Source organism: Corynebacterium sp. NML 120412 (assembly GCF_002285155.1).
Classification (GTDB): domain Bacteria; phylum Actinomycetota; class Actinomycetes; order Mycobacteriales; family Mycobacteriaceae; genus Corynebacterium; species Corynebacterium gottingense.
On the sequence record NZ_NSGL01000006.1, the window covers coordinates 46,267 to 68,368 of the forward strand.

The 22,102-nt window shown below is 67.0% G+C and carries 21 protein-coding genes; 10 read left to right on the plus strand and 11 right to left on the minus strand.

Features of this window, described 5'->3' with window-relative positions:
- The first annotated feature begins 70 nt into the window (after nucleotides 1–70).
- Together CKJ84_RS10480 and CKJ84_RS10485 are read left to right on the plus strand one after the other, a co-directional pair.
- Nucleotides 71–1,417 (plus strand): HNH endonuclease signature motif containing protein, encoded by a 1,347-nt coding sequence (locus CKJ84_RS10480; RefSeq protein ID WP_158221700.1) that lies wholly within the window; start codon nucleotides 71–73, stop codon nucleotides 1,415–1,417.
- Between the two features lie 84 nt (nucleotides 1,418–1,501).
- Nucleotides 1,502–2,785, plus strand: coding sequence for an esterase-like activity of phytase family protein (locus CKJ84_RS10485; RefSeq protein WP_095546900.1), 1,284 nt, complete (start codon nucleotides 1,502–1,504; stop codon nucleotides 2,783–2,785).
- Here the strand turns inward: CKJ84_RS10485 and thpR are convergent.
- Nucleotides 2,773–3,315 carry an RNA 2',3'-cyclic phosphodiesterase gene (gene thpR, locus CKJ84_RS10490; RefSeq protein WP_095275281.1) on the minus strand — a complete coding sequence of 181 codons (543 nt, stop codon included), beginning with the start codon at nucleotides 3,313–3,315 and terminating at the stop codon, nucleotides 2,773–2,775. The genes CKJ84_RS10485 and thpR overlap by 13 nt on opposite strands.
- Before the next feature lie 25 nt (nucleotides 3,316–3,340).
- Here thpR and CKJ84_RS10495 point away from each other — a divergent pair, with 25 nt between their 5' ends.
- A complete protein-coding gene (locus CKJ84_RS10495; protein ID WP_095546901.1) occupies nucleotides 3,341–5,512 on the plus strand; it encodes an ATP-dependent RNA helicase in 2,172 nt (723 codons plus the stop codon).
- Nucleotides 5,513–5,546: 34 nt separating this feature from the next.
- Nucleotides 5,547–7,010, plus strand: a complete 1,464-nt coding sequence (locus CKJ84_RS10500; protein ID WP_095546902.1) for a basic amino acid/polyamine antiporter — start codon at nucleotides 5,547–5,549, stop codon at nucleotides 7,008–7,010.
- Here the strand turns inward: CKJ84_RS10500 and CKJ84_RS10505 are convergent.
- Genes CKJ84_RS10505 through CKJ84_RS12720 form a run of 3 tightly spaced genes read right to left on the minus strand, consistent with a single transcriptional unit; the run spans nucleotide 7,003 to nucleotide 8,232 of the window.
- On the minus strand, nucleotides 7,003–7,605 hold the full coding sequence (locus CKJ84_RS10505; RefSeq protein WP_095535862.1) for a TetR/AcrR family transcriptional regulator: 603 nt from the start codon (nucleotides 7,603–7,605) through the stop codon (nucleotides 7,003–7,005). The genes CKJ84_RS10500 and CKJ84_RS10505 overlap by 8 nt on opposite strands.
- Nucleotides 7,606–7,627: 22 nt before the next feature.
- The gene (locus tag CKJ84_RS12715) at nucleotides 7,628–7,927 is read right to left on the minus strand and encodes a TSUP family transporter (RefSeq protein WP_369801186.1); all 300 of its coding nucleotides are present in this window, start codon (nucleotides 7,925–7,927) and stop codon (nucleotides 7,628–7,630) included.
- Nucleotides 7,855–8,232: a hypothetical protein gene (locus tag CKJ84_RS12720; protein WP_369801187.1), complete on the minus strand. Its 378-nt coding sequence runs from the start codon at nucleotides 8,230–8,232 to the stop codon at nucleotides 7,855–7,857. Before CKJ84_RS12720 ends, CKJ84_RS12715 begins: the two co-directional genes overlap by 73 nt.
- A gap of 99 nt (nucleotides 8,233–8,331) precedes the next feature.
- On the opposite strand from CKJ84_RS12720, the gene CKJ84_RS10515 reads away from it, so the two are divergent.
- On the plus strand, nucleotides 8,332–9,345 hold the full coding sequence (locus CKJ84_RS10515; protein ID WP_095535860.1) for an AbrB family transcriptional regulator: 1,014 nt from the start codon (nucleotides 8,332–8,334) through the stop codon (nucleotides 9,343–9,345).
- On the opposite strand, the gene CKJ84_RS10520 is transcribed toward CKJ84_RS10515, so the two are convergent.
- Nucleotides 9,342–11,045 carry a DUF885 domain-containing protein gene (locus CKJ84_RS10520; protein ID WP_233125674.1) on the minus strand — a complete coding sequence of 568 codons (1,704 nt, stop codon included), beginning with the start codon at nucleotides 11,043–11,045 and terminating at the stop codon, nucleotides 9,342–9,344. The genes CKJ84_RS10515 and CKJ84_RS10520 overlap by 4 nt on opposite strands.
- Before the next feature lie 169 nt (nucleotides 11,046–11,214).
- Between CKJ84_RS10520 and CKJ84_RS10525 the strand changes: the two genes are divergently transcribed.
- Nucleotides 11,215–12,285 carry an ROK family transcriptional regulator gene (locus CKJ84_RS10525; RefSeq protein ID WP_095546904.1) on the plus strand — a complete coding sequence of 357 codons (1,071 nt, stop codon included), beginning with the start codon at nucleotides 11,215–11,217 and terminating at the stop codon, nucleotides 12,283–12,285.
- On the opposite strand, the gene CKJ84_RS10530 is transcribed toward CKJ84_RS10525, so the two are convergent.
- Nucleotides 12,241–12,771 carry a gamma carbonic anhydrase family protein gene (locus CKJ84_RS10530; RefSeq protein WP_095546905.1) on the minus strand — a complete coding sequence of 177 codons (531 nt, stop codon included), beginning with the start codon at nucleotides 12,769–12,771 and terminating at the stop codon, nucleotides 12,241–12,243. The genes CKJ84_RS10525 and CKJ84_RS10530 overlap by 45 nt on opposite strands.
- A 164-nt stretch (nucleotides 12,772–12,935) precedes the next feature.
- On the opposite strand from CKJ84_RS10530, the gene CKJ84_RS10535 reads away from it, so the two are divergent.
- Entirely contained in the window at nucleotides 12,936–14,222 is a 1,287-nt protein-coding gene (locus CKJ84_RS10535; protein WP_095546906.1) for a dicarboxylate/amino acid:cation symporter, read from the plus strand.
- A 3-nt stretch (nucleotides 14,223–14,225) separates the two neighbouring features.
- On the opposite strand, the gene CKJ84_RS10540 is transcribed toward CKJ84_RS10535, so the two are convergent.
- From CKJ84_RS10540 to amn, 3 genes are read right to left on the minus strand one after another with little or no spacing between them, the layout of a single operon-like run.
- Nucleotides 14,226–15,137: a CAP domain-containing protein gene (locus CKJ84_RS10540; RefSeq protein ID WP_095546907.1), complete on the minus strand. Its 912-nt coding sequence runs from the start codon at nucleotides 15,135–15,137 to the stop codon at nucleotides 14,226–14,228.
- 56 nt (nucleotides 15,138–15,193) lie between these two features.
- A complete protein-coding gene (locus tag CKJ84_RS10545; RefSeq protein WP_095546920.1) occupies nucleotides 15,194–16,099 on the minus strand; it encodes a Sir2 family NAD-dependent protein deacetylase in 906 nt (301 codons plus the stop codon).
- 26 nt (nucleotides 16,100–16,125) lie between these two features.
- Nucleotides 16,126–17,517: an AMP nucleosidase gene (gene amn / locus CKJ84_RS10550; RefSeq protein WP_095546908.1), complete on the minus strand. Its 1,392-nt coding sequence runs from the start codon at nucleotides 17,515–17,517 to the stop codon at nucleotides 16,126–16,128.
- A gap of 20 nt (nucleotides 17,518–17,537) precedes the next feature.
- On the opposite strand from amn, the gene CKJ84_RS10555 reads away from it, so the two are divergent.
- Together CKJ84_RS10555 and CKJ84_RS10560 are read left to right on the plus strand one after the other, a co-directional pair.
- Nucleotides 17,538–18,530, plus strand: coding sequence for an App1 family protein (locus CKJ84_RS10555; RefSeq protein ID WP_095546909.1), 993 nt, complete (start codon nucleotides 17,538–17,540; stop codon nucleotides 18,528–18,530).
- Entirely contained in the window at nucleotides 18,527–19,363 is an 837-nt protein-coding gene (locus CKJ84_RS10560) for a hypothetical protein (protein WP_095546910.1), read from the plus strand. Before CKJ84_RS10555 ends, CKJ84_RS10560 begins: the two co-directional genes overlap by 4 nt.
- Here CKJ84_RS10560 and CKJ84_RS10565 read toward each other — a convergent pair.
- On the minus strand, nucleotides 19,344–19,937 hold the full coding sequence (locus CKJ84_RS10565) for a TetR/AcrR family transcriptional regulator (protein ID WP_095546911.1): 594 nt from the start codon (nucleotides 19,935–19,937) through the stop codon (nucleotides 19,344–19,346). The genes CKJ84_RS10560 and CKJ84_RS10565 overlap by 20 nt on opposite strands.
- A gap of 22 nt (nucleotides 19,938–19,959) precedes the next feature.
- A complete protein-coding gene (locus CKJ84_RS10570; RefSeq protein WP_095546912.1) occupies nucleotides 19,960–20,523 on the minus strand; it encodes a TetR/AcrR family transcriptional regulator in 564 nt (187 codons plus the stop codon).
- Between the two features lie 249 nt (nucleotides 20,524–20,772).
- On the opposite strand from CKJ84_RS10570, the gene CKJ84_RS10575 reads away from it, so the two are divergent.
- Nucleotides 20,773–22,095, plus strand: coding sequence for a M20/M25/M40 family metallo-hydrolase (locus CKJ84_RS10575; protein ID WP_095546913.1), 1,323 nt, complete (start codon nucleotides 20,773–20,775; stop codon nucleotides 22,093–22,095).
- The last annotated feature ends 7 nt before the right edge of the window (nucleotides 22,096–22,102 follow it).

Consider the following 22,102-nt stretch of genomic DNA (forward strand, 5'->3'; position numbering starts at 1 on the left):
CACTATAACCCTTGCGCGTCGTATGTGCGTTCGGTAGCATGATGGAAACTTCACTTCGATGGGGGACACCATGACCACCGCAACCGCATCGCCACCGACCTACTTCCGCACCCAACGACCAGACGACCCACTCAGTTCCGCCGCCCAGGCCACCCGCGAGGCCCACTTCGCCGTCTTCGCCCCGTACATCGACGGCGACATCGAGGACTTCGACCTGCGCGTTACCCAAATCCAACAGGCCACCGGGTGGTCCAAGGGCTTCGTCGAACACGGCATCTTCGCCTACGCCACGCTGCGGCACCTCCCCCAGCTCCAGGAGCTCCACTGCCGCACGAAGCTGCTCGACATGTCGCACCTCACCGCCATCGAGCGGGTGCTCGCCGAGCTCGGGGAGGAGGTCGACCCTGAGGCTTTCGCGCTTATCGACGACACCTTGGCCGCCCTCTTCACGCCCTCCAAAACCGATCAGCACATGCCCCGGAGACACACCGTCACCAGACGCATCCGCGAGCTCATCCGCCAGATCGACCCGGAGCGCGCCTACGACCCGAAGCGCCGCCGAGAGCGAGCCGCTGCGGGGCCATCGGTCACGTTCGCAGACTTCGTCCTGGGCGGGGTGTCGCAGTCCGTGGTCCAGCTCAACACGGACGAGGTGACCGCGGCCCGGTGCAAGAAGAGCATTCTCCGTGTGGCGCGCGAGCAGAAGCTGACGTTGGCCGAGACGGTGGTGCGGCTGTTGACGGGGGAGGTGGTGGCGTCGGTAAGCCCGGTGCTCCACGTCTACGCGCCGAAGGGGCGCGCGGCGGGCGACCCGGTGCAGCTGCCCGGGAGCGGGTGGACGGGGCCGGAGGCGACGGCGGCGCTGGACGAGTGGATCGCGCGGGCCGGTGCGCGCGAGGTGGACCTGGACGAGATTTCGCGGAAAAGTACCGAGAGCTACACGCCGACCGCGGAGATGCGCAGCTACGTCGTGGCGCGCGACGGCACATGTATTTTCCCGGGGTGCCATCGGTCGGCGGCGGACTGTCAACTGGACCACCGCATCCCCTTCGACCGGGGTGGCGCGACGACGCCGGACAACCTCTTCGCGCTCTGCCAGCACCATCACAACCTGAAAACCGATAAGCGGGCCACGTACCTGGTCGACCGGGTGACCGGTGAGGTGGTCTGGCTGTTCGCCGACGGGACGTACGAGTTCGCCGAGTCCGAGGGGCTCCTCAACCAGGAAGCCGTGCCGACGCACCCGCGATGGAGGTCCAGCCTGGACAGCGTGCGAAGGAATCGGGCGCGCGCCGCCGAGTTCGCCGCGAAGGGCCACGCGATCCTGGACGAGCTCGACCGCGACCACGACGAGGAGAAAGCTCACGCGCGGATCGCGGCGCTCGAGCGGGAGTACGGAATGACATTCCCGAACTAGTCCTTTCACCGAGCGCGAAGTGAATACGCGCCCTAAACTTCGCTGGGCACGACCCACCATGCAACGAAAACGAGGTAGCACCACATGCAACTCCCCGCTCCCCTGAACCAGATAGTCAAGGACGCCACGCTCGAGCAGGTCATCGCCGCCATCGCCGGCGTGTTCGTGGCCGGCGGACTCGTCGGCGGCGCGATCAGCGCGATCGCCACCCAGAACACCGAGACCACCGAGACCACCACCGGCCCGACCCTGGAAGCCCGCGCGAAGCTCGACGCCCTCTACCAGGCGCCGGGCCCGGACTCCGGTAAGGACGCGTTCGACGGCAACGGCCAGACCCACCCGTTCAAGGGCCAGGTGATCCCCGGCTTCTCCGGCATGATCGAGATCGGCGATGGCTCTTTCTACGGCCTGCCCGATAACGGCTTCGGCGCCAAGGACAACTCCTCCGACTTCCTGCTGCGCATCTACCACGTCAGGCCAAATTGGGAGACCGCGGAAACCGCCAAGGACCCGCAGGGCGTCGGCGGCGTCGAGGTACTCGACTTCGCCGGGATGAAGGACCCGAACCACAAGATCCCGTGGGAGATCGTCAACAACGACACGGAGGACCGCCTCCTCACCGGTGCGGATTTCGACCCCGAATCCTTCGTCCAGGCCGAGGACGGCACCTTCTGGGTCGGCGAGGAGTTCGGCCCGTACATCCTGCACCTTGACAAGGACGGCACGCTTCTCGACGCCCCGTTCCCCTACCCCGGCGTCACCAGCCCGTCCAACCCGGCCCTGAAGGACGGGGAAACCCCCAACCTGCGTAACTCCAAGGGTTTCGAGTCCATGGCCACCGACGGGCGCTACCTCTACCCCATCTTCGAGGGCTATCTCGACGACGCCACCGACAAGCACGTCCGCGTCGTCTCCCAGTTCGACACCGAGGAAGGCAAGTACACCGGCAAGACCTGGAACTACGTCGCCGACACCGAGGACGCAAACCTGGGCGACGCCTTCCTCACCGAGGACGGCCGCCTCCTCGTCCTCGAGCGCGACGACAACCTGGGCTCCGACGCAAAGCTGAAGAAGGTCTTCGAGGTCAAGGGCTTCAAGGATGCGGAGCCGGGCAGCACCCTGGAGAAGAACCTGATGGTGGACCTGCTCAACATTGCAAACCCGGGCAAGATCGGCATGGTGTCCGACGCCCGAGCGTACGGCGTCGGCGACCCCTTCTCCTTCCCGCTGGTCAGCGTGGAAACCATCGTCCAGCTCAAGGACGGCCGCTACCTCACTGCCCTGGACAACAACTTCCCGGGCAACGACGGCCGCTACCGCGGCAAGCCGGACGACACAGAGATGCTCATCTTCTCCTACCGCAGGTAGAACCGGTCCACCACCTCGTACTTCGGGCCGCCGCTTCGACCTTGCCCACGGTGCGACTCCATGAGGAGCACCTCGTCGACGGTGAAGTCGGGGCCGGAGTAGATGGAGAGGGCGTGGGCGTGGTCGTCGAGAAGCAGCATGTCCCGCGTCCTCGTCCCCCTGCGGGCGACTGACAGGTGGGCGCGCTGGCGCCGCCACTGCTCCGGGTCGAGCTGGCAGTCCGCCATGAGGTCCTTGAGCGGCGCCTTGTCCCCGCCGACGCCGATCCACAGCGTGCGGCGGTCGAAGCAGCCGGCGCCGCGCAGGTGCAGGCGCAGCGGGCGGGTAAACGCCGTCGCCTGCGAAAGGTGGTCGCTCACCGCGGCGGCGTCGTTCGGCTGGCTGCCGTAGAACGCGCACGTGATGTGCCAGTTGTCCGGGTCCGTCCAGCGCACCTCCGTGCCGGAGAACTCCCGGATCGGGCGCAGGGCAGTGATGAGGTGCTCCGTGACCTCGGCCGGTGGGACGATCGCTGCGAAGAGACGTCTCATGCCCCTCACGCTACCCTGGAAACTCATGTTTGACCTTGCGAAAATCGGAAAGGGTCTGCCAGTAGCGGATTCCCTGGACCAGCTGCCCGATTCCGGCCCGCTCGTCGTACAGGCCCCGCCCGGAACGGGTAAGACGACGCTGCTGCCGCCGGCGATTGCAAACAAGGTTGGCAAGACCATCGTCACCGCGCCGAGGCGAGTCGCGGTGCGTTCGGCGGCGAGAAGGCTGGCGCACCTGGACGGTTCAGCTTTGGGCCAAAAAGTTGGCTACTCCATCCGCGGCGAGCATAAGAACGGCGCGCTCGTCGAGTTCGTCACCCCGGGCGTACTCCTTAACCGCCTGCTCAAGGACCCGGGGCTTGAGGGAGTCAATGCAGTCATCCTCGACGAGGTCCACGAGCGCCAGCTGGACACCGACCTGGTGCTGGCCATGTGCATGGAGGTCGCAGTGCTTCGCGACGATCTCTACCTCGCCGCCATGTCCGCCACCCTCGACGCGGGCACGTTCGCCCAGCACATGGGCGCGCGCGTCATGTCCACCGAGGCGGTGACCCACCCGCTGGACATCGAGTACGCGCCACACCCGGAGCGCGTCCAGGGCACGCGCGACTTCTACCGCCACGTTGCGCAGTTGGCGCAGGCCAGCACAACGCGCACCCTCGTGTTCGTCCCCGGCGCGCGCGAGGTGGACCTGGTGTGCGGCGCGTGTGAGGACGCAAAACCTCTGCACGGGCGGCTTTCCTCCGCCGAGCAGGACGAGGCGCTGAACGGAAGCTCCCAAGTCGTCGTCGCGACGAGTATTGCGGAGTCCTCGATCACGGTGCCGGGCGTGCGCCGCGTGGTCGACGCGGGCCTGTCGCGCGTGCCCAAGCGCGACAACCGCGGCATGACGGGGCTGGTCACGGTCTCGGAGGCCGTCACGAGTGCGGAGCAGCGGGCGGGCCGCGCAGGCAGGCTCGGGCCGGGGCACGTCATTCGAGCATTTTCCCGCGATGACTTCCAAAAATTCGCGGCGGACATTTCGCCCGAAATTGCCACCAGCGACCTTACCGGCGCCGCGCTCGCCATCGCCGCGTGGGGCTCCCCCGACCTGCCACTGCTCGACCCGCCGCCGGAGCAGTCGCTTGCCGACGCCCACACCACCCTCCGCCAACTCGGAGCCCTCGACGCCGACAACGCCATCACCACTTTTGGCCGAAAACTGGTGAGCCTGCCGCTGGACCCCCGGCTCGGGGCGGCGCTGCTGGAGTACGGGTCGGGGGCGGCGGAGTGCGTCGCCAGGCTTGGCGACATGGACGCGAAGCGCCTCGCCCGGCTCGTGCCGAAAACCCCAAAGGTCCCCGACGGCGACGTGATTGCGACTGCGTTCCCGCAGTGGGTGGCAAAGCGGGTCGGCGACGAGTACCTGCTGGCCAGCGGCACCCGCGCAACTTTTGCAGGAAAAGAAGAGTGGATCGCCGCCGCCGAGGTGCAGAGGACGTCCCGCGGCGCCATCATCCGCGAGGCCGCGCCGTATCACCTGCCGGAAGCGCGCGTCGAGGAGACCGTCCGAGCAACCTTGCACAACGGGAAGGTCCGCGGGCGGAAGGTTCGGGCGGTCGGCGCGATCGAGCTGTCGTCGACGCCCGTGAAACTGTCGCCGGAAGAGGCGCAGGGGGCGCTCGAAGGGATCTCCCTGGAGGATCTCCAACTCGACGAGGCGGCGCAGAAGCTCAAGCAGCGGCTGGACTTCCTGCACGAGGCGCTTGGCAGTCCGTGGCCCGATGTGTCGCGTGGCGACTATTCGGTGGAGGTTGGCGAGCTGGCGGGTGGGGCGTCGATAAGCGAGCTCAATATGCGCAACGCACTCATGCGGCAGCTGCCGTGGCCCAAGGCCGCGAAGCTGGACGAGCTCGCGCCGGAGCGGCTGCCGATCGGCAGGATCGATTACTCGACGGGGCGACCGCTCGTGCAGGTGAAGCTGCAGCTGGCGTTCGGGCTGGCGGACTCGCCGGTGATCGCGGGGCGCAAACTTCTCTTCCATCTGCTGTCGCCGGCCGGGCGCGAGCTGGCCGTCACCGACGATCTCCGCAGCTTCTGGGACGGGCCGTACCAGGACGTGCGCAAGGAGATGCGCGGCCGCTACCCCAAGCACCCGTGGCCGGAGGACCCGTGGAGCGCGACGCCGACTGCGCGCACAAAAAAGCACCAAAACTAACAGATTTGGGGGCTCGCCGGGTAACTTATTCGCCATGACTACCCGCGCCCACACTGTAACTATGTGGACTTTGGTCTCCCTGATCATCGGCTCCACCATCGGCTCCGGCATCTTCGCCCTGCCGCAAAACATCGGCTCGGTGGCCAGCCCCGGGGCGATGCTGATCGGCTGGGTGATCGCCGGCGTGGGCATGCTCTCTGTCGCGTTTGTGTTCCAGATTTTGGCGCGTCGCAAGCCGCACCTGGACTCCGGCGTGTACTCCTACGTGCGCGCGGGCCTGGGCGACTTCATCGGCTTTACCAGCGGGTTAGGGTACTGGCTGGGCTCCGTGATGGCGCAGGTGGGCTACGCCACCCTGTTCTTCTCCACCATCGGCTACTACGTGCCCGCGTTTAAAAACGACTGGGTGCTCGCCGGCGCGGTGACCGTCCTGACCTGGACGATCTTTGCCATGCTCACGCGCGGGGTGAAGCAGGCCGCGGTGATGAACGTGATCACCACGGTGGCCAAGCTGGTGCCGATTTTGTGCTTCGTGGTCCTCGTCGCCTTCCTCGGCTTTTCCTGGGACAAATTCACGTTGGACTTTTGGGGCGAAAGTTCTTCGATCCCGTTTTCCCAGCAGCTGCAGGGCATCATGCTGTACACGGTGTGGGTGTTCATCGGTATCGAGGGCGCCTCGGTGTACTCCAAGCAGGCGCGCACGCGCACGGACGTCGGCCGCGCCACCATCATCGGCTTCCTCTCCGTCCTCCTGCTGCTGGTCGCGGTGTCGACGCTGTCCTACGGCGTGCTCACCCAGCCGGAGCTGGCGGCGCTGCCGGAAAACTCGATGGGCGCGGTCCTCGAGGCGGTCGTCGGTCCGTGGGGCGGCGTGTTCATCTCCATCGGCCTGTGCCTGTCGGTGCTCGGCGCCTACGTGTCGTGGCAGATGCTGTGCGCGGAGCCGATCGTGCTCATGGCCAACGACGGCCTGCTGCCCAAGGCCCTGGGCAAGACGAACAACGAGGGATCCCCGTTCCGCGCGCAGCTCATCTCCACGGTGGTGATCCAGCTCTTTGTCATCATCTTCTTTTCCAACGAGGCCTCCTACAACGCGATGGTGCAGCTGGCCACCATCATGTACCTGCTGCCCTACATCTTCTCCTCGCTGTACCTGATCCTGCTGGCCTCGCGCGGCAAGGGCCTGAGCCACCCGCACGCGGGCGAGCGTTTCGACGACTCCGGGCCGGCCACCACCCGCGCGGACGACCGCCGCAGCCTCATCATCGGCGTGGTCGGGTTCGTCTACTCGCTGTGGCTCGTCTACGCCGCGGACCCGGTCTACGTGCTGCTGGGCGCGCTCGCGGTCCTGCCGTGCATCGTGCCGTACGTGTGGACGCGCGTGCACAACAAGGAGCGCCTGTTCAATGCGTTCGAGTGGGTTGTCGTCGCCATCGTTGTCGTCGGCGCCGCGTTCGCGGTGCTCAGGCTTATCGACGGCACACTCACCCTCAGCTAACGCCAATCACCGGCCACAACACCTCGGTGATGCGCTTGGCCTGCAGCTTCGCGCTGCCCACGTTAAAAGTGGAGCGCAGAATCACAGCACCGACGACCATTGCGCCGACGACGCCCGGGTCGGCCTCGGGGCGCAGGGTGCCCTTCGTCTGGGCGTCCTCGATGTCCTCGATGAACCTGTCGTAGAACGCCTCTTCGAAGCGCTCGCGCCACGCGACCACGAGCGGGTCGGCAGAGGCGATGAGCGAGCCGAAGACGCGGGTGCCCACATTGTCCTCGATGAAGGAACCGAGCTCCGTGATGTACTCGCGGAACGCCTCCTTGGTCAGCGCGTCATCCTCGGAGTAGTAGTCCACGATGTTGGGGATGGAGATGGCGATGTTGTCCAGCGCGTCGACCAGCATCTCTTTGCGGTCCGCGTAGCGACGGTAGATGGTCGTTTTGGCCACACCGGAATCGGCGACGACCGCGTCGATGGAGGTTGCGCTAAACCCCTCGCGCTGCGCGATGCGGAGCACGGATGCGTAGATCCGCTCCTCGGTGGTGAGCTTCTTGGCGGAACCGTCTCCTTTTGCGTCACGATCAATGTGTGCCATACGTCAATATTCTGGCATATCCCTAGGAGCGTGTCAGCAGTTCCTGCCACCCGAGGCGCAGGCAGAGCACCACAACGAGCACCAAAAGCGCGATACGCACGAGTTTTGAACCGCCGCTCAATACGGTCCTTGCCCCCCCCAATTGGGCGCCCACCACGTTCGCCGCAGCAAGCACGAGCGCTAACTTCCACTCAACAAAGCCGCCCGCGATGAACACCACGAGTGCCCCGGTGTTCGTCGCGGTGTTGATCACCTTCGCCATCGCGGCGGACTGCAGGAACGACTGGGTGAACACGGCCGTGAACCCCATAATGAGGAACATGCCGGTGCCGGGGCCGCGATGGCCAGCCCGATGAGCGCGCGCCGCCGGGTGATCAGCCGGTTCCCCTCCGCCCCGAACTCGGGCTTCAGCGTGATGAAGACGCCCACGGCCAGCAGCAGGACGATGATTGCGGGGCGGATGACGGAGTCGCTGATCAGGGCGACCGCCAGGGCCCCGCCTGCCGACGCACACCCCGCCGCCACCGCGTACCCCCAGGTCACCCGCGGGACGCCAACCTTGCGCACCAGCGTCGCCGCGGCGGAGGCGGTGCCGGTCACCGCCGCGACCTTGTTGGTGGCCAGCACGCTCGCCGCCGACGACGGCGTCGATCCACCCGGCCGCCGCCGACGCCACCGCGAGCAGGAGAAGTGTGCCCATGGCAGTAAACGCTACTATGAGGTCCTATGCAGCGTTGGATGGTTGTGGCCCCGGCTTCGGTGTTGCTGGGCTGGGTGCTCTCCGCGCTCCATGTGCCCGCAGCCTGGATCCTCGGCGCCATCATCGCCTCCGGCGCCGCGGCGCTGATCACCGGCAGCGACCTGCCGCTGGATGACCGCGTGTTCCGGCTCGCCCGCGGTGCAGTCGGCGTGATGGCGGCGTTGCCGCTGGTGGGCATCCCGCCGAGGGAGCTGCTGCCGTTTCTCCTTCCCGGCGTCGCCGCCGCCGCGTTCGTGATCGTGCTGGCGTTCGTCGGCGGTTTCGTGCTGGCCAACCACGGTGTGTCGCGGGAGACCGGTGTGCTGTCATTGCTGGCGGGTGGGGCGTCGTTAATGCCCGCGATTGCAAAGGACGTCGGGGCCGACGTGCGCTACGTGACCCTCACGCAGTACCTCCGCCTGCTCGTGGTCTCTATGACCCTGCCGCTGGTGGCGGGGCTGCTCAGCGCACCGCAGACGCACGCCCCGGAGGAAACGGACCCGTACTGGTGGATGTGGCTGCTCGTGCCGGCGATCGTGCTGGTGGGCCAGCCGCTGGGCAAGCTGTTGCGCCTGCCCAACTCAAGCGTGTTCGGCCCGATGCTGCTCACCGCGCTCCTCGGTTCGCTCACCCCGTTCCAGATCATCCCGCCGCAGCCGCTCATGGTCGGGGCGTTCCTCTGCCTCGGCTGGATGTGCGGCGGCGGGCTCTCCGTGCCGGCGCTGCGGCAGTTCAGCCGGCTGCTGCCGGCCACGCTCGCCTACATCGTGCTGCTCATGGCGGCGTGCGCGGCGTCCGGCTGGGTAATGTCCAAGTGGCTCGGGCTCTCGCTCTACGAGGGCTACCTGGCCACCACGCCGGGCGCGCTGGAGACCGCGCTCGCGCTGTCCGCGGAGGGCGGCGCGGGCCCGGCGGTGGTGTCGCTGCAAATCATCCGGCTGGTGTGCATCCTCATCGTCGCCGGCTACCTGCCCAACCTGCTGCGGAAGCTTTCGCGCTAGTGGTTGAGCACCTCGTGGGCGAGCATGTCCATGGGCATTGACCCGAGGCCGAGCGCCTTGGTGTGGAACTGGGCCGCCGTCATCCCCTGGGCCAGCGCGCGTTCGCGCAGCGTGCACCAATCGCGGTAGCCGATCGCGTACGACGGCGCCTGCCCCGGCCACCCCATGTAGCGGTCCAGCTCGAACGAGATGCGCGTCTCCGGCATGGCGCAGTTGTCGCGCAGGAACGCCTTCGCGTACTGGGCGTCCCAGGTGCCGCTGCCGTCCGGCGAGAGCTTCTTCAGGTGGACGCCGATGTCCACCATCACGCGGGCCAGGCGCAGGCGCCGCGAGTCCAGCAGCCCCATCAGGTAGCCGGGGTCCTCGAACCAGCCGAAGTTCTCCATGAGGTGCTCGGCGTAGAGCGCCCACCCCTCGCCGTGCGCGGAGTTGAGGCACACGGAGCGCCGCCACAGGTTGAGCTCGTTGCGGTTGAGCAGCGCCGCGCCGTGCTGCAGGTGGTGGCCGGGGATGCCCTCGTGGAACACGGTGGACAGCTCCTGCCAGGTATGGAAGGTCTCCTGCCCTTCCGGCACGGACCACCACATGGTGCCGGGGCGCAGCATGTCGTCGCTCGGCGGGGTGTAGAAGACGCCGCCGGACCCGGCGCGGTCGATCGCAGTGTTGACCCCGGGCATGTCCTCCGGGATGTCGAGCTCGCTGCCGGCGAAGCACTCGACGACCTCCGCGTTCACCTTGTCCAGCCACTCCAGCAGCGCGTCGGTGCCGTGCAGCGTGTACCGGTCATCCTCGTTGAGGCGCCGGTACGCCGCCGGCACGCTCATCTCCGCGCCGTACAGCTGTCGCGCCAGGGCCTGTTGCTTATCGACGGTCACCCGCAACTCGTCTTCCGCCCACGCGTACGCCTCATCGAGGTCCACTTCGCGGCCCAAGAAGTACTCGGAGAACAGCTCGTAGCGGTCGCGGCCCACCCCGTCCTCGTGGTTGGCCTGCGGCGACAGCTCGGTGGAGAGCCAGTCCGCGAACTTGGCAAACGCCTCCTTGGCTTCCTCCACCACCTTCGACTCCGGCGGCAGGCCCAGGTAGTCCAGGGTTGAGCCGGACTCACCGAGCGTCTCGCACTGGTTGATCACCGCGTCGATCTGGCGGTGCGACGCCACGTTGCCGTTGTTCGCCGCCTCGGAGAGGGATTCGGTGTAGCCGCACAGCGCGTCGGGCACCTTGCTCAGGCGGGCCGCGACGTTGTCAAAGTCCTCCTCCGTCACCTTGGGCATGAGCAGGAAGGAGTCGCGGATCGTCTGGACGGGCGACTCGATGTTGTTCAGCCGGCGCAGGAACTCGCCCTGGTGGTGCAGCTCCAGGTGGTAGGCCAGCCGGTCGCGCAGGATCGTGGCGGTGAGGCTGTCCACCTCGTCGAAGTCGTCCTCGTCGTCGGAGGCGTCGGTGGAGTCATTGAGCGCGTCCACGTCCGCGATGAGGTCGCGGATGCGGTCCGCCGTCGCGTCCCAGTACTCGGGGCTGAAGTCCTGGAGGTCGGCGTCGAAGCCTTCGAGCCCGATCTGCGTGCCCAGGGTGGGCGTGAGCTGGGCGTAGTCGTAGACGAAGTCCTCACACGTGGCGTCGAGAAGCGATGGCTCTCGGCCAGGCATCGCACCTGGCGCGTGCTCGGGTGTGGGCTCGGTCGGGAGAACTGACGTCATGATTGGGGATTCTAACCCACCTGCGGATTTTCCTGCCATCGGAAATTTTTTGAACCAAGCTGTCTGTCCTGCTCAGGGTACAGGTTTTCATATGGTGAGACGGCATTTTTCGGCCATTTTTAGGGCCCCGACTGGACAAAGCAGTCTGCCAGTGAGTAAATATATTCACATGACTTGCACAACATTGCCGTTCACTCGCCCGACGACCCCCGCGGCGAAGTGTCTCCACCTCATTCGCCTGCAGGACCTCACGTCCCGCAGTGAACTCGTGCAAGCCACCGGGCTCTCCCAGCCGACCGTCACACGCGCCATCGCCGCGCTCACGGAGGCCGGGCTGGTCAACGAGCGCACCGACCTCACCCGCTCCACCGGGCGCGGCCGGCCGACGATCCCCCTGGAGCTCGCCGAGCCCGACCCCGTCTACGGCGGCATCGCCGTGGGCACCGACTTCACCTACGTCGCCGTCTTTGACCTGCGCGGTCGCACCCTGCGCTGCGTCGACCTCGAGCTGCCCGTCGCCAGCATGACGCCCGACGACGTCATCCAGCACCTCATGGCGGCACTCAACCGCCTCACCGCGGGCATGCAGCGGCGCCTCGCCGCCCTCGGCGTGACCACGTCGGGCACCGTGACGGAGGACGGCACCGTCATCGCCGTGAACCTGGGCTGGGACGGCGTGGACCTCGCCGGGCAGTTGCGGGAGCAGTTTTCTGTGCCGGTTGAGGTGACGTCGATTAGCGCTGCGATCATCGGCTCCGAGATGCAGTCGAACCTGGACCTTGGCGACGGGCCGATCATGGCGCTATTCGCGGACGACTCGATCGGCTGCGCGGTGTCCACCGGCGACGGCGTGCAGCCGATCCGCGTGAAGCGGCACGAGCTGACCACGCGCGGCCTGCTCGAGCGCATTCACAAGCCGGGGCTTGCCACGCTGCTCGACGCCGTCCAGGATTCCAGCCCCGACACCCGCACCGCGCTGGACGAGCGCGCCCGCGACCTGGGCAGCCTGGTGGCCAAGCTCAGCACCGAGCACGCGCCGTCCACGGTGGTCATCGCGGGGAGCGCGTTTATCGACGACCCCCATGCCCCCGCCCCCTTCGCCCGCACCGTGCGCGCCGAAATGGAGCAGGCGCCCGAGCTGCGCATGATCCCCACCCACGCCGAGGTGGTGCGCGACATCGCCCGCGCCGCCGCGCTAGACCTCGTGCTCCGCGAGCCCCTCACGGTAGCGGCGAGCTAGCTCCACGTAGCCCGCGGCATGGCGCACCCGCTGCTCGCGCGTCTCCGGGTCAAGCTGCTTGCGCACCTTCGCCGGCACCCCGGCCGCCACGGAGAATGGCGGGACGACCTGACCCTCCAGGACCACCGCCCCGCCGCCGACGATGCTGCCCTCGCCCACGCGCGCGCCGGAGAGCACCGTCGCGCTCATCCCGATCAGGCAGGCCGACTCCACGGTGCAGCCGTGGACCATTGCCATGTGCCCAACCGTGACGTCCTCCCCGAGGACGGTCGTGCTTCCCGTCTCCACATGGATGACCGAGCCGTCCTGAACGTTGGAGCGCGCCCCGATCTCGATGGCGCCGATGTCGCCACGCAGCACCGCGCCCGGCCAGATATTGACGTCCTCGGCGATAGTGACGTCGCCGATGATGGTGGCCCCGGGGGCGATGTAGGCGCTGGGGTGGATGCGCGGGGTCTTCCCCTCGAACGAGTAGATACCGGACATTGGTGCTCCTCACTGTGTTGGGTGTGCCCTCCGAGCGTAGCCAAAACGCCCAGATAGACCGTCCTGTCTGTCTGTTGAGCGAATTAGTTTTTAGGTGACACGCTGCTACTCTGCGTTGAGTAAGTACAGATCTGTATAGATTCTTTCAACGCATTGGAGTGCGCATGTCTCTTCCAAAGTGGGCGACCGGATTTGGCGCCCAAGTGATTTACGGCCTGATTATCGGCCTCATCCTCGGCTTCATCGCCGCAGGTAGCGACGTCGAGTGGCTCTCCGGGCTGCTCGACTGGGTCGGCGGCACCTACGTCCAGCTGCTCAAGCTGCTCATCCCGCCGCTGGTGTTCACCGCTGTGGTGACCTCGATTGCCAACCTTCGCCAGGTCTCCAACGCGGCCCGCCTGGCCGTGCAAACGCTGGTGTGGTTCGCCATCACCGCGTTCTTCTCCGTCATCATCGGCATCGTCGTCGGCGCCGTGCTCAAGCCCGGCGCGAACTCCACCGTGGACGCGGCCGAGGCCGCCGAGCCGTCGACCACCGGTTCCTGGATGGGCTTCCTGGATTCCGTCGTCCCGTCGAACTTCCTTGGCCTGACCGCCAAGGTCACCGAGTCGGGCGCGTCGGTGAACTTCAACGTGCTGCAGATCCTCGTGGTCTCCCTGCTCATCGGCGTCGCCGCGGTGAAGGCGGGCAAATCCGCCGAGCCGTTTATCAAGTTCTCCGAGTCGCTGCTGAAGGTGGTTCAGGTCGTGCTGTGGTGGGTCATCCGCCTCGCTCCGATCGGCACTGCGGCCCTGATCGGCAACGCAGTCGCCACCTACGGCTGGGAGGCCCTGAGCAACCTGGGCCAGTTCGTCCTGGCCATCTACATCGGCCTCGCCCTGGTCATCTTCGTGCTCTACCCGATCGTGCTGGCCGCGAACAAGATCAACGTGGTCGAGTTCTTCCAGCGCGTCTGGCCCGTCACCGCACTGGGCTTTGTCACCCGCTCCTCCATGGGCGTGATGCCGGTGAACCAGCGCACCGTCGAGCAGTCCATGGGCGTGCCCTCTGAGTACGCGTCCTTTGCCATGCCGCTGGGCGCGGCGACCAAGATGGACGGCTGCGCCTCCATCTACCCCGCCATCGCCGCCCTGTTCGTCGCGCAGTTCTACGGCGTTGACCTGGGCATGATGGACTACCTGCTCATCGTCATCGTCTCCGTGCTGGGTTCCGCGGCCACCGCGGGCACCACCGGTGCGACCGTCATGCTGACGCTCACCCTGTCCACCCTCGGCCTGCCGCTGGCGGGCGTCGGCCTGCTGCTGGCCATCGAGCCGATCATCGACATGGGCCGCACCGCCGTCAACGTCACCGGCCAGGCCGTCGTGGCCGCCGTGGTGTCCACGCGCGAGAAGATCCTGGACAAGGACGTCTGGGACGCGGGCAAGGAGGCCGCGCCCGCAGCGGCGTAGCCCCTACTTCGGCAGCGCGTCCGGCAGGTACTGCTTCACAAAGGAGTAGATGCCGGCCAGGACGCCGATGATGGCGAAAATGATGCCGATGATTTTCTCGGTTTCGGTACCACCACCGAGCGACACAGTGCCCTGCCCCCTGCTCGGAGTGCTCTTCTTCGGCAGCGGAACCGCCTTCGTCGACGGCGTCTCGCCGTTGTTCGCCGGGCGCGCCAGCGCCTCGGTGCGCGCGCCCTCGGGGAACGCGGTCACGCCGGAGGCCTTGCCCGCGGCCTCCCACGCGCTGGCGGTGCCCTCGGCCGTCCGCACCGACGCCACGCCGAACCACGTGCGGTCCGGGTTGATCAAGTTGTAGAGGTGGCCGTTGGCGTTGTTGAACTGGCCATTCGAGTCGTACAGGGCGTCCAGCTCGTCGTAGCCCCAACCGTGCATGGCTTTCGCCATGTCTTCTTCACCGGAAAGGTTCTCGCCGAACGGCTGCTCGCCCTGAATCGTCGCGGTCCACAGCGAACCGCACTCATTGCTGCACGTCTCGTTGTACGGGCGATCATGGTCGATCCCGCCGGCCTCCTCCACCGCGCGCTGCAGGGCGATGAGCGCGTAGCCGTGGTCGATCCTCACGTCGTTGACGTACGCTTCCTTCGTCCTCAGACCGTTCACCTTCGCCGCGTACTGAAGGGTCTCGCCGTTGAACGGCACGTTGCGGTCCCACATGTCGGCGCGCAGCTCGCGCACCTTCTGCAGGGCGATCTCGTTGTCGCGGGTGAGGTCAAACTTTGCCTCAAAAGTGACGACCTGGTCGGCGGGCTGGTTCAGCTCCACGCCGGTGACCGGAGCGGGGTCGGCGGAAGCGGCGGGCGCGACAACGAGGGCAGTCGCGGCGCATGCTGCGATTGCGAGGGAACGAAAACGCATGTCAGGGGCCTTTCAGCAAGTTTTCGGGCAAAAGTTACCCCTTCACCCTACAACTCCTAGAGATCCAGCTCGTCCAGAATTGCGTCCATCGCGTCGGCGACCCCGGTGCGCCACAGCGTCGTGGCCTTCGGGTCGGCGCGCCCCGGCCCGCCGTTGACCACCGCGACGGGCTTGCCCTGTTTGCGGGCGTCCAGGACGAACCGGTACCCGCTCATCACCGCCAGCGACGTGCCCAGCGCCAGAACCGAAGCGGACTCGTCCAGCCACGCCCGGGCTGCTTGTCTGCGCCCCGTCGGCACATTTTCACCGAAGTACACCACGTCCGGCTTCAGCCGTTGGCCGCCGCACGCGGGGCAGGCGATCATGTGGAACCGCTCCACGTCGCTGGCGCGCAGCTCCACGTCGCCGTCCGGGTTGATCATGCTGCCGGTGACTTCCACGGAATTGAAAAAGTTGGGGTTGGCGTGGGTGAGCATGGCGTCGATAAGCGAACGAGCGTGGCGCGCCCCGCAATCCAGGCACACAACGTGCTCCATATCCCCGTGCAGCGCGATGACGTCGCGGGAGCCGGCGGCGAGATGGAGGCCATCGACATTCTGGGTGACAATACCGGTGAGCAGCCCGGCGCGCTCCAGCTCGACCAGGGCGAAGTGGGTGCGGTTGGGGGTGGCGGCGCGCATGAATTGCATGCCCACGAAGGCGCGCGCCCAGTAGCGGTGGACCTGCTCGGGCGAGTGCGCGAACTCCTGGTACGTCATCGGGCGGCCCTTGGTCAGGCGACCGCCGACACTGCGGTAATCGGGGATACCGGAATCGGTGGACACGCCCGCGCCGGTGATGACCAGGACGTTGCCGCGGCGCAGCTGCGCGACGACGCGCTCGAGGGCGAGGTCCGGGTCGGTGGGCGCGGTGGTTTCGTGCACGACTCGCTCGATGGAGCGCACGGCGCTGCGGTGCGCCATCTGCACGGCCGGATCGTCGAAGGAGCTCAACGGAATGGGAGCTCTCCGATCGTGCGGCGCAGCTTGCGGGTGCGCAGGCGCTGCGGGTTCTTGGCCAGCTTCTCCATCGCGCGCACCGCGCACATCACGTGCGCCTCCTTGGAATTGGAGTAAAAGGTCTGGGCGGCGGCGGGTAGTTTCGGCACGGCGTGCAGCGGGAGGTCCGAGACCGCGAGCAGCGCGCCGTAGGGCACGCGGTAGCGGTAGCCGTTGGCCGCGATGGTGCAGGACTCCATGTCCACGGCCGCCGCGGTGGAGCCGCGCAGCCACTCCCACAGATCGCGCGGCGCCTTCCATTCCCAGTTGCGGTCGCTGGTGGAAAGGACGGTGCCGGTGCGCATGAGCGAGGTGTCGTCGCCGTAGATCTTCGCCACCGCCTTCTCCAGGGTGCGCTGGATCTCCGGAACGGCGGGGATGGGCGAGTCGGGACGGATGTGCTCGTCAAGCACGTTGTCCTTGCGCTCGTAGGCGTTGCCCAGGATGAGGTCGCCGATGCGCATGCGCGCGTCCATGCCGGCGCAGTGGCCGATCATGATCCACGCCTCGGGGCGCAGCACCGCCAGCGAGTCCGTAATTGTTTTTGCGTTCGACGGGCCGACGCCGATGTTGATCATGGTGATGCCGTCGCCGTCCTCGGTGACCAGGTCGTAGCGCGGCATCTGGAACTTCGAGCCCAGCTCCAGGTTCTCCACCGCCACCGTGTCGGAGATGGTCTCGCCGCTGGGCAGCACGAGGCGCGTGTAGCGCGAGCCCTCGCGCGCCAGCTCGGCCACGCCGAAGCGCACAAACTCGGTGACGTGCATGGCGTAGTTGGTAAACAGGATGAACTTCTGCAGCGACTCCACCTGGATGCCCGTGTAGTGCTCCAGCCGGGCCAGCGCGAGGTCGAAGCGCTGCGGACCGAAGTGGAAGAGGGGCTTCTCGGCGCCGTGGAAGGCGTCCCAGTGGCCGTCGATAATTGCGTCGTGCACCTCGTCGAGGGTGGGGCGAGGCACGAACTCGGCGTTCTCCGTGTTCGCGGGGCGCGGGCCGGTGCCGCGGATGTACTCGGGCGGGATGCGGGTCTCCGAGTAGCCGACGCGGATCTCGCAGTCATAGTTGCTGGTCAGGGCCTCAAGCTGCGAGCGCAGGTACGGCGCCATGAGGTCGGGCCGCGACAGCACCGCCGAGTAGACGCCGGCCTCGTCGACGTAGCCGAAGGGCTCGGAGCGGTCCACGGGCACCCATTGCCCGATCTCCACGGAGAGCTTGGGGTAGTACACGTCCTTGTAGCGCGCGTAGTCGCCGCTGGTGAGCGCGTCTCGCGCGAGCTCACACGATGCGGTGTAGAGCTCAATGAGCTTCTCGACGGCCACGTGCGCACTCTCGACTCTGTCCATAGCGCCTAGACTACTGGCTTATGGGATTTTCAGACGTGGTCCGCTGGGCGGAGCACCGCATCAATAACGCGGACGTGAAAGCGAAGGCCCGCCGGGGCTGGGCGCCACAGGTCACGGGTTTTACCGGCTACGGCAACTCCGAGCGCGCCCGCGTGCTTGGGCGCGTGCTCATGGCGGACCCGGAGCGGGAACCGAAAACGGAGGTGGAGCGCGGCTACCGCCAGTTCTTCACCACCCAGGTGCCCGACATCGAGGTCACCGTGACACTGGGCGCGCAGACAGTGACTGCGCAGACGAACGGCAACGGCTACCTCGAGGTACTCATCCTGGACCACGGGCTTGAGCCCGGCTGGCACACCGCCACGGTGCGCACACCGCTGAGCGCGGAGCCGAGCGAAGCGCAGGTGCAGATCATTTCGGACGACGTCACCCACGGCCTGATCTCCGATGTGGATGACACGATCATGGTGACCATGCTGCCGCGCGCCATGCTCGCCGCCTGGAACTCGTGGGTGAAAAAGACGAACACCCGCCAGCCGATCGCGGGCATGGACGACTTCTACAGCGCGGTCCTCGGCCCCGACGAGCCCACCTTCTACGTCTCCACGGGCGCCTGGAACACCTACGACACGCTCACCGACTTCATCGCGCGCGAGAAGCTGCCGCGCGGCCCGCTGCTGCTCACGGACTGGGGCCCCACCCCGACTGGCCTGTTCCGCAGCGGCAAGGAGCACAAGCGGGTGGCGCTGCGCAACCTCATCGTGGACTTCCCCAACATCCGCTGGACGCTGGTGGGCGACGACGGCCAGCACGATCCCATGCTGTATTCGGACCTGGTGCAGGAGCACCCCGACCGCGTGCGGCTCGTGGCCATCCGCGAGCTCAGCCGCTCCGAGCACATGCTGGCCCACGGCACCACCACCACGATCTCGCAGCCGGGCAACTACCGCACCATCAAGTCGATCCACGGTCACACCGGCTTTGACTTGCTCGAGGAATACCGGCACCTGTGAGCCGCAAACCATTCGCCCTCGCCTTCGCCGGCGTCGTGATCCTGCTGGTCGCGGCGTCGTTCGTGCGCATCGCGCACACCCCCGCCGAGCCCGACTCGGACGCGCTCTCGCGCCGACTCACCGAGGTGGACGACACCGTCGGCGTCGACCCCGACTGGCTCGAGGCGGAGGTGGAAAGGATCGAGGCGGACACGGACACGAGCATTGGCATCGTGCTTATCGACGACGATGACGCCGCCGTCACCGCAGGCGACGTCACCAGCCTCGCGGCGTGGTCCACGATCAAGGTGCCGGTCGCAATGGCCGCCACGGAACACTGCGACGCGAGCGAGGAAGTGCTGGACACCCTCATCACCTCCACGATCGAGGTCTCCGACAACGGGTCGGCGGACCAGCTCTGGATGTGCCTGGCGGCCGCGGGCGGCGCGAAGAAGCTGGTCGCCGACGAGCTGGCCAAGGCGGGCGCGACGGCCACGCTCGAGGAGGCCTGGGGCACGAGCGAGTGGTCGCTGAACTCCCAGGCCCGCTACGCCCACTACCTCGCGGAACTTTCGGACCGGGAGCCCGACAACGCGGTCCTGGACAAGATGGTGCACGTGGATAAGTCGCAGTCCTGGGGCCTCGGCGCCCTGGGCATCCCGTTCAAGGGCGGTTGGAGCGACGACACCGACGGCTCCTGGCAGTCTCGGCAGCTGGGCTTCGGGCAGTTCGCCGACAAGCGCTACGGCATCTCCATGGCCGCGATCAGCGAGGACGGCTCCTTCGAGGACACCACCGACGCGCTGGACGAGCTCGCCGAGGCACTCGCCAGCGTTAGCCCCGCTTCCGAGTAAGCAGCTGCCCCATCAGGTCGTGCACCCGGTCGACGCGTTCGGCGGTCACGCCGACGGCGATCTCATCGCGGTACGCGGTGACGAAGAGGTGCTGGGTGCCCGCCACGATGAACATCGCTGCATCATCGATGACCTCGTCGGTGGCCTGGATGCCGCCGCGCTCCAGCGACTTCCACAGGTTCGCACGGATCGGCGGGAACATGAGCTCGCAGATCGTCTGGTTGAGCTTGCCGTGCACGGGCGAGTCGATGAGGTGACGGATCATGCACTCGTGCGGCTCGAGCATCTCGGCGAGCTTGTGCACCTGCGTGGCGTAGTCCGTGTCGCCGTCGAAGTTGTAGGCAAAGTCGCGGTACGCCGGCCCGAGGACCGCCTCGCCCGCGGCGATGACCACGCTGTCGCGGTCCTGGAAGTGCTCGTAGAACACCTGGCGGCTCACCTGCGCCGCCTTCACGATGCCGGAGACAGACAGGTCTTCCACCTTGTGGTCAACCAGCAACGCGATGGTGGCGGAGATCAACGCCTCGCGGGTGCGTACCGCGCGGGGGTCGGAGCTCGATTCACGACGTGCCATAACAATTCATCTTCCTTCGGAGCTAGCTGCCCACGATCGACGCGCACAAGAGTCCAAGCACGCTATTGGCGTGCTTCGCCGCGTCTTCTGCCGAATCCGCCTCGCGCACCGAGGCAACCAGGAGGCGGAAGGCGCCGGCGCGGAGGAAGTCCTCCACGCCTTCCAGCAGGCTCGGCTCGAGCTCGCCCTGGCGCTCCAGGATCGCGTCCACCACTCCGCGCAGCATCGGCTGCTCCGGGGTAGTAAAGAGCTTGAGGGTGTAGGTGAGCGCCGGGCCGCCGACGACGTTGAGCAGCAGGTCGCGCTCCTTGTACATGCCGGCCACGAGACCCTCGATGGCCTGTTCCGGGTCGCCGGTGCGCTCGTAGGTCTTCACGTATTCCTGAAGCAGCGGCCGAAACGTGCGCTCCATGAGCGCGCCGACGACGGCGTCGCGGCCGTCGAAGTGCTCGTAGAACACCTGCCGGCTCATGCCCGCCAGGCCCACGATCGCGGACACCGTGATGTCCTCGGTCTTCTTTTCGCGCTGAAGCGTCTCCGTCGCGTCCAGGAAGGCGTTGCGCGTACGAATCGCCCTCGGGTCCATGCTGCCTTCTCTACGGGCCACCGCTTCCACCTCTTCCCGGGTCTCTGCTCGCCTCGCCCTCAGGATCACTCAGGTTCTGATTTAAATTCTCAGCTTTCCTGATTTCTTCAGTGAGGCCAGGTCTCGCGTTATTCTTAAATATTGCGCCGTACCGTGCGGTTCAGCGCTGCTCAGTATCGTTCAGTCTTCATGTTAGAACGCAACAGATGTAAATTACCGCATCCGCCAAATTTAAGAAAGCTGATTTGTATGACTTTAGCGGACACCACCGTTACGCTGCTCAAAGAACTCGTCCAAATTTCTTGCGTGAACGATCTCACCCCCGATTCCGGGCAGGAATCCAAGGCCGCAGACGTCCTCGAGCGCTTCTTCGCGGACGCGCCGAACGTACACGTCGAGCGCTTCGAGCCCCACCCAGGCCGCACCTCCATCGCGTTTACCATCGAGGGCTCGGACCCCTCCGCCGAGCCGCTCACCCTCCTCGGCCACACCGACGTGGTCCCCGTCGACGAGGCGAAGTGGACCAAGGACCCGTTCGGGGCGCAGATTATCGACGGCCACCTGTACGGCCGCGGCGCCACCGACATGCTCTACATCACCGCCGCGATGGCGGCCACCGTGCGCGACGTGGCCCTGTCCGGCACCCAGCCCACCGGCACCCTCACCTTCGTGGGCTGCGCCGACGAGGAGGCCCGCGGCGGCCTGGGCGTGGGCTGGCTGGCGGAGCACGCACCGGACGCGTTCTCCTGGAAGAACTGCCTGTCCGAGGAGGGCGGCTCCCACCTGCCGGTGCAGGACGGGTCGGATGCGGTGGTCGTCGTTATTGGCGAAAAGGGCGCGGCGCAGCGACGCCTCACCGTGCATGGCGACGCCGGGCACGGCTCCACGCCGCACGGGCGCGAACTGACCATTGCCAAGATTGGCAAGGTGGCCGAGCGCATCGCCGCCCTGACTCCGGAGGTCAGCTCCGAGGAGCCGTGGCCCGGCTACGTGCGCGCCTGGAAGTTCGACCCCGAGACCGAGCAGGCGCTGCTGCGCGGCGAGGGCTACGAGGCGTTCGGCGAGCTGCAGCGCTACTCGCACGCGATGAGCCACCTCACCGTGGCGCCGACGGTCCTGCGCGCGGGCGGCGCGATCAACGTCCTGCCGTCCGAGGCCTCGATCGAGCTGGACATCCGCCAGCTGCCGGGCCAGAGCCAGGAGGACATCGACGACCTGCTGCGCGAGGCGCTCGGCGACCTGGCCGCTGAAGTGGAGATCACCCACCTCATCACCGAGGACGCCACCGTCTCCCCCACCGAGGGCCCGCTTTACGACGCCATCGTGGACACCTTCGCCGAGTTCTTCCCCGAAGCGGCCGTGGTCCCCACGCTCGCCGCGGGCGGCTCCGACCTGCGCTTTGCCCGCCGCAAGGGCGGCGTGGGCTACGGCTTTGCCATGCACAAGCGCGAGAACACGCTGGGTAAGGTGCTCGACCTCCTGCACAGCCACGACGAGTACGTCGACCTGGCCGACGTGGAGCTCACGACGCAGGCCTACCGCAGCCTGATCCGCCGCATGGTGAACGCGTAATTTGCGC

Coding starts and splice junctions, on each gene's coding strand:
- CKJ84_RS10575 (WP_095546913.1), top strand. CDS start 20,773: ATGACTTTAGCGGACACCACCGTTACGCTGCTCAAAGAACTCGTCCAA.
- amn (WP_095546908.1), bottom strand. CDS start 17,517: ATGGACAGAGTCGAGAGTGCGCACGTGGCCGTCGAGAAGCTCATTGAG.
- CKJ84_RS12715 (WP_369801186.1), bottom strand. CDS start 7,927: ATGTTCCTCATTATGGGGTTCACGGCCGTGTTCACCCAGTCGTTCCTG.
- CKJ84_RS10500 (WP_095546902.1), top strand. CDS start 5,547: ATGACTACCCGCGCCCACACTGTAACTATGTGGACTTTGGTCTCCCTG.
- CKJ84_RS10485 (WP_095546900.1), top strand. CDS start 1,502: ATGCAACTCCCCGCTCCCCTGAACCAGATAGTCAAGGACGCCACGCTC.
- CKJ84_RS10535 (WP_095546906.1), top strand. CDS start 12,936: ATGTCTCTTCCAAAGTGGGCGACCGGATTTGGCGCCCAAGTGATTTAC.
- CKJ84_RS10515 (WP_095535860.1), top strand. CDS start 8,332: ATGCAGCGTTGGATGGTTGTGGCCCCGGCTTCGGTGTTGCTGGGCTGG.
- thpR (WP_095275281.1), bottom strand. CDS start 3,315: ATGAGACGTCTCTTCGCAGCGATCGTCCCACCGGCCGAGGTCACGGAG.
- CKJ84_RS10505 (WP_095535862.1), bottom strand. CDS start 7,605: ATGGCACACATTGATCGTGACGCAAAAGGAGACGGTTCCGCCAAGAAG.
- CKJ84_RS10480 (WP_158221700.1), top strand. CDS start 71: ATGACCACCGCAACCGCATCGCCACCGACCTACTTCCGCACCCAACGA.
- CKJ84_RS10525 (WP_095546904.1), top strand. CDS start 11,215: ATGACTTGCACAACATTGCCGTTCACTCGCCCGACGACCCCCGCGGCG.
- CKJ84_RS10545 (WP_095546920.1), bottom strand. CDS start 16,099: ATGGCGCACCGCAGCGCCGTGCGCTCCATCGAGCGAGTCGTGCACGAA.
- CKJ84_RS10530 (WP_095546905.1), bottom strand. CDS start 12,771: ATGTCCGGTATCTACTCGTTCGAGGGGAAGACCCCGCGCATCCACCCC.
- CKJ84_RS10565 (WP_095546911.1), bottom strand. CDS start 19,937: ATGGCACGTCGTGAATCGAGCTCCGACCCCCGCGCGGTACGCACCCGC.
- CKJ84_RS10540 (WP_095546907.1), bottom strand. CDS start 15,137: ATGCGTTTTCGTTCCCTCGCAATCGCAGCATGCGCCGCGACTGCCCTC.
- CKJ84_RS10570 (WP_095546912.1), bottom strand. CDS start 20,523: ATGGACCCGAGGGCGATTCGTACGCGCAACGCCTTCCTGGACGCGACG.
- CKJ84_RS10495 (WP_095546901.1), top strand. CDS start 3,341: ATGTTTGACCTTGCGAAAATCGGAAAGGGTCTGCCAGTAGCGGATTCC.
- CKJ84_RS10520 (WP_233125674.1), bottom strand. CDS start 11,045: ATGACGTCAGTTCTCCCGACCGAGCCCACACCCGAGCACGCGCCAGGT.
- CKJ84_RS10555 (WP_095546909.1), top strand. CDS start 17,538: ATGGGATTTTCAGACGTGGTCCGCTGGGCGGAGCACCGCATCAATAAC.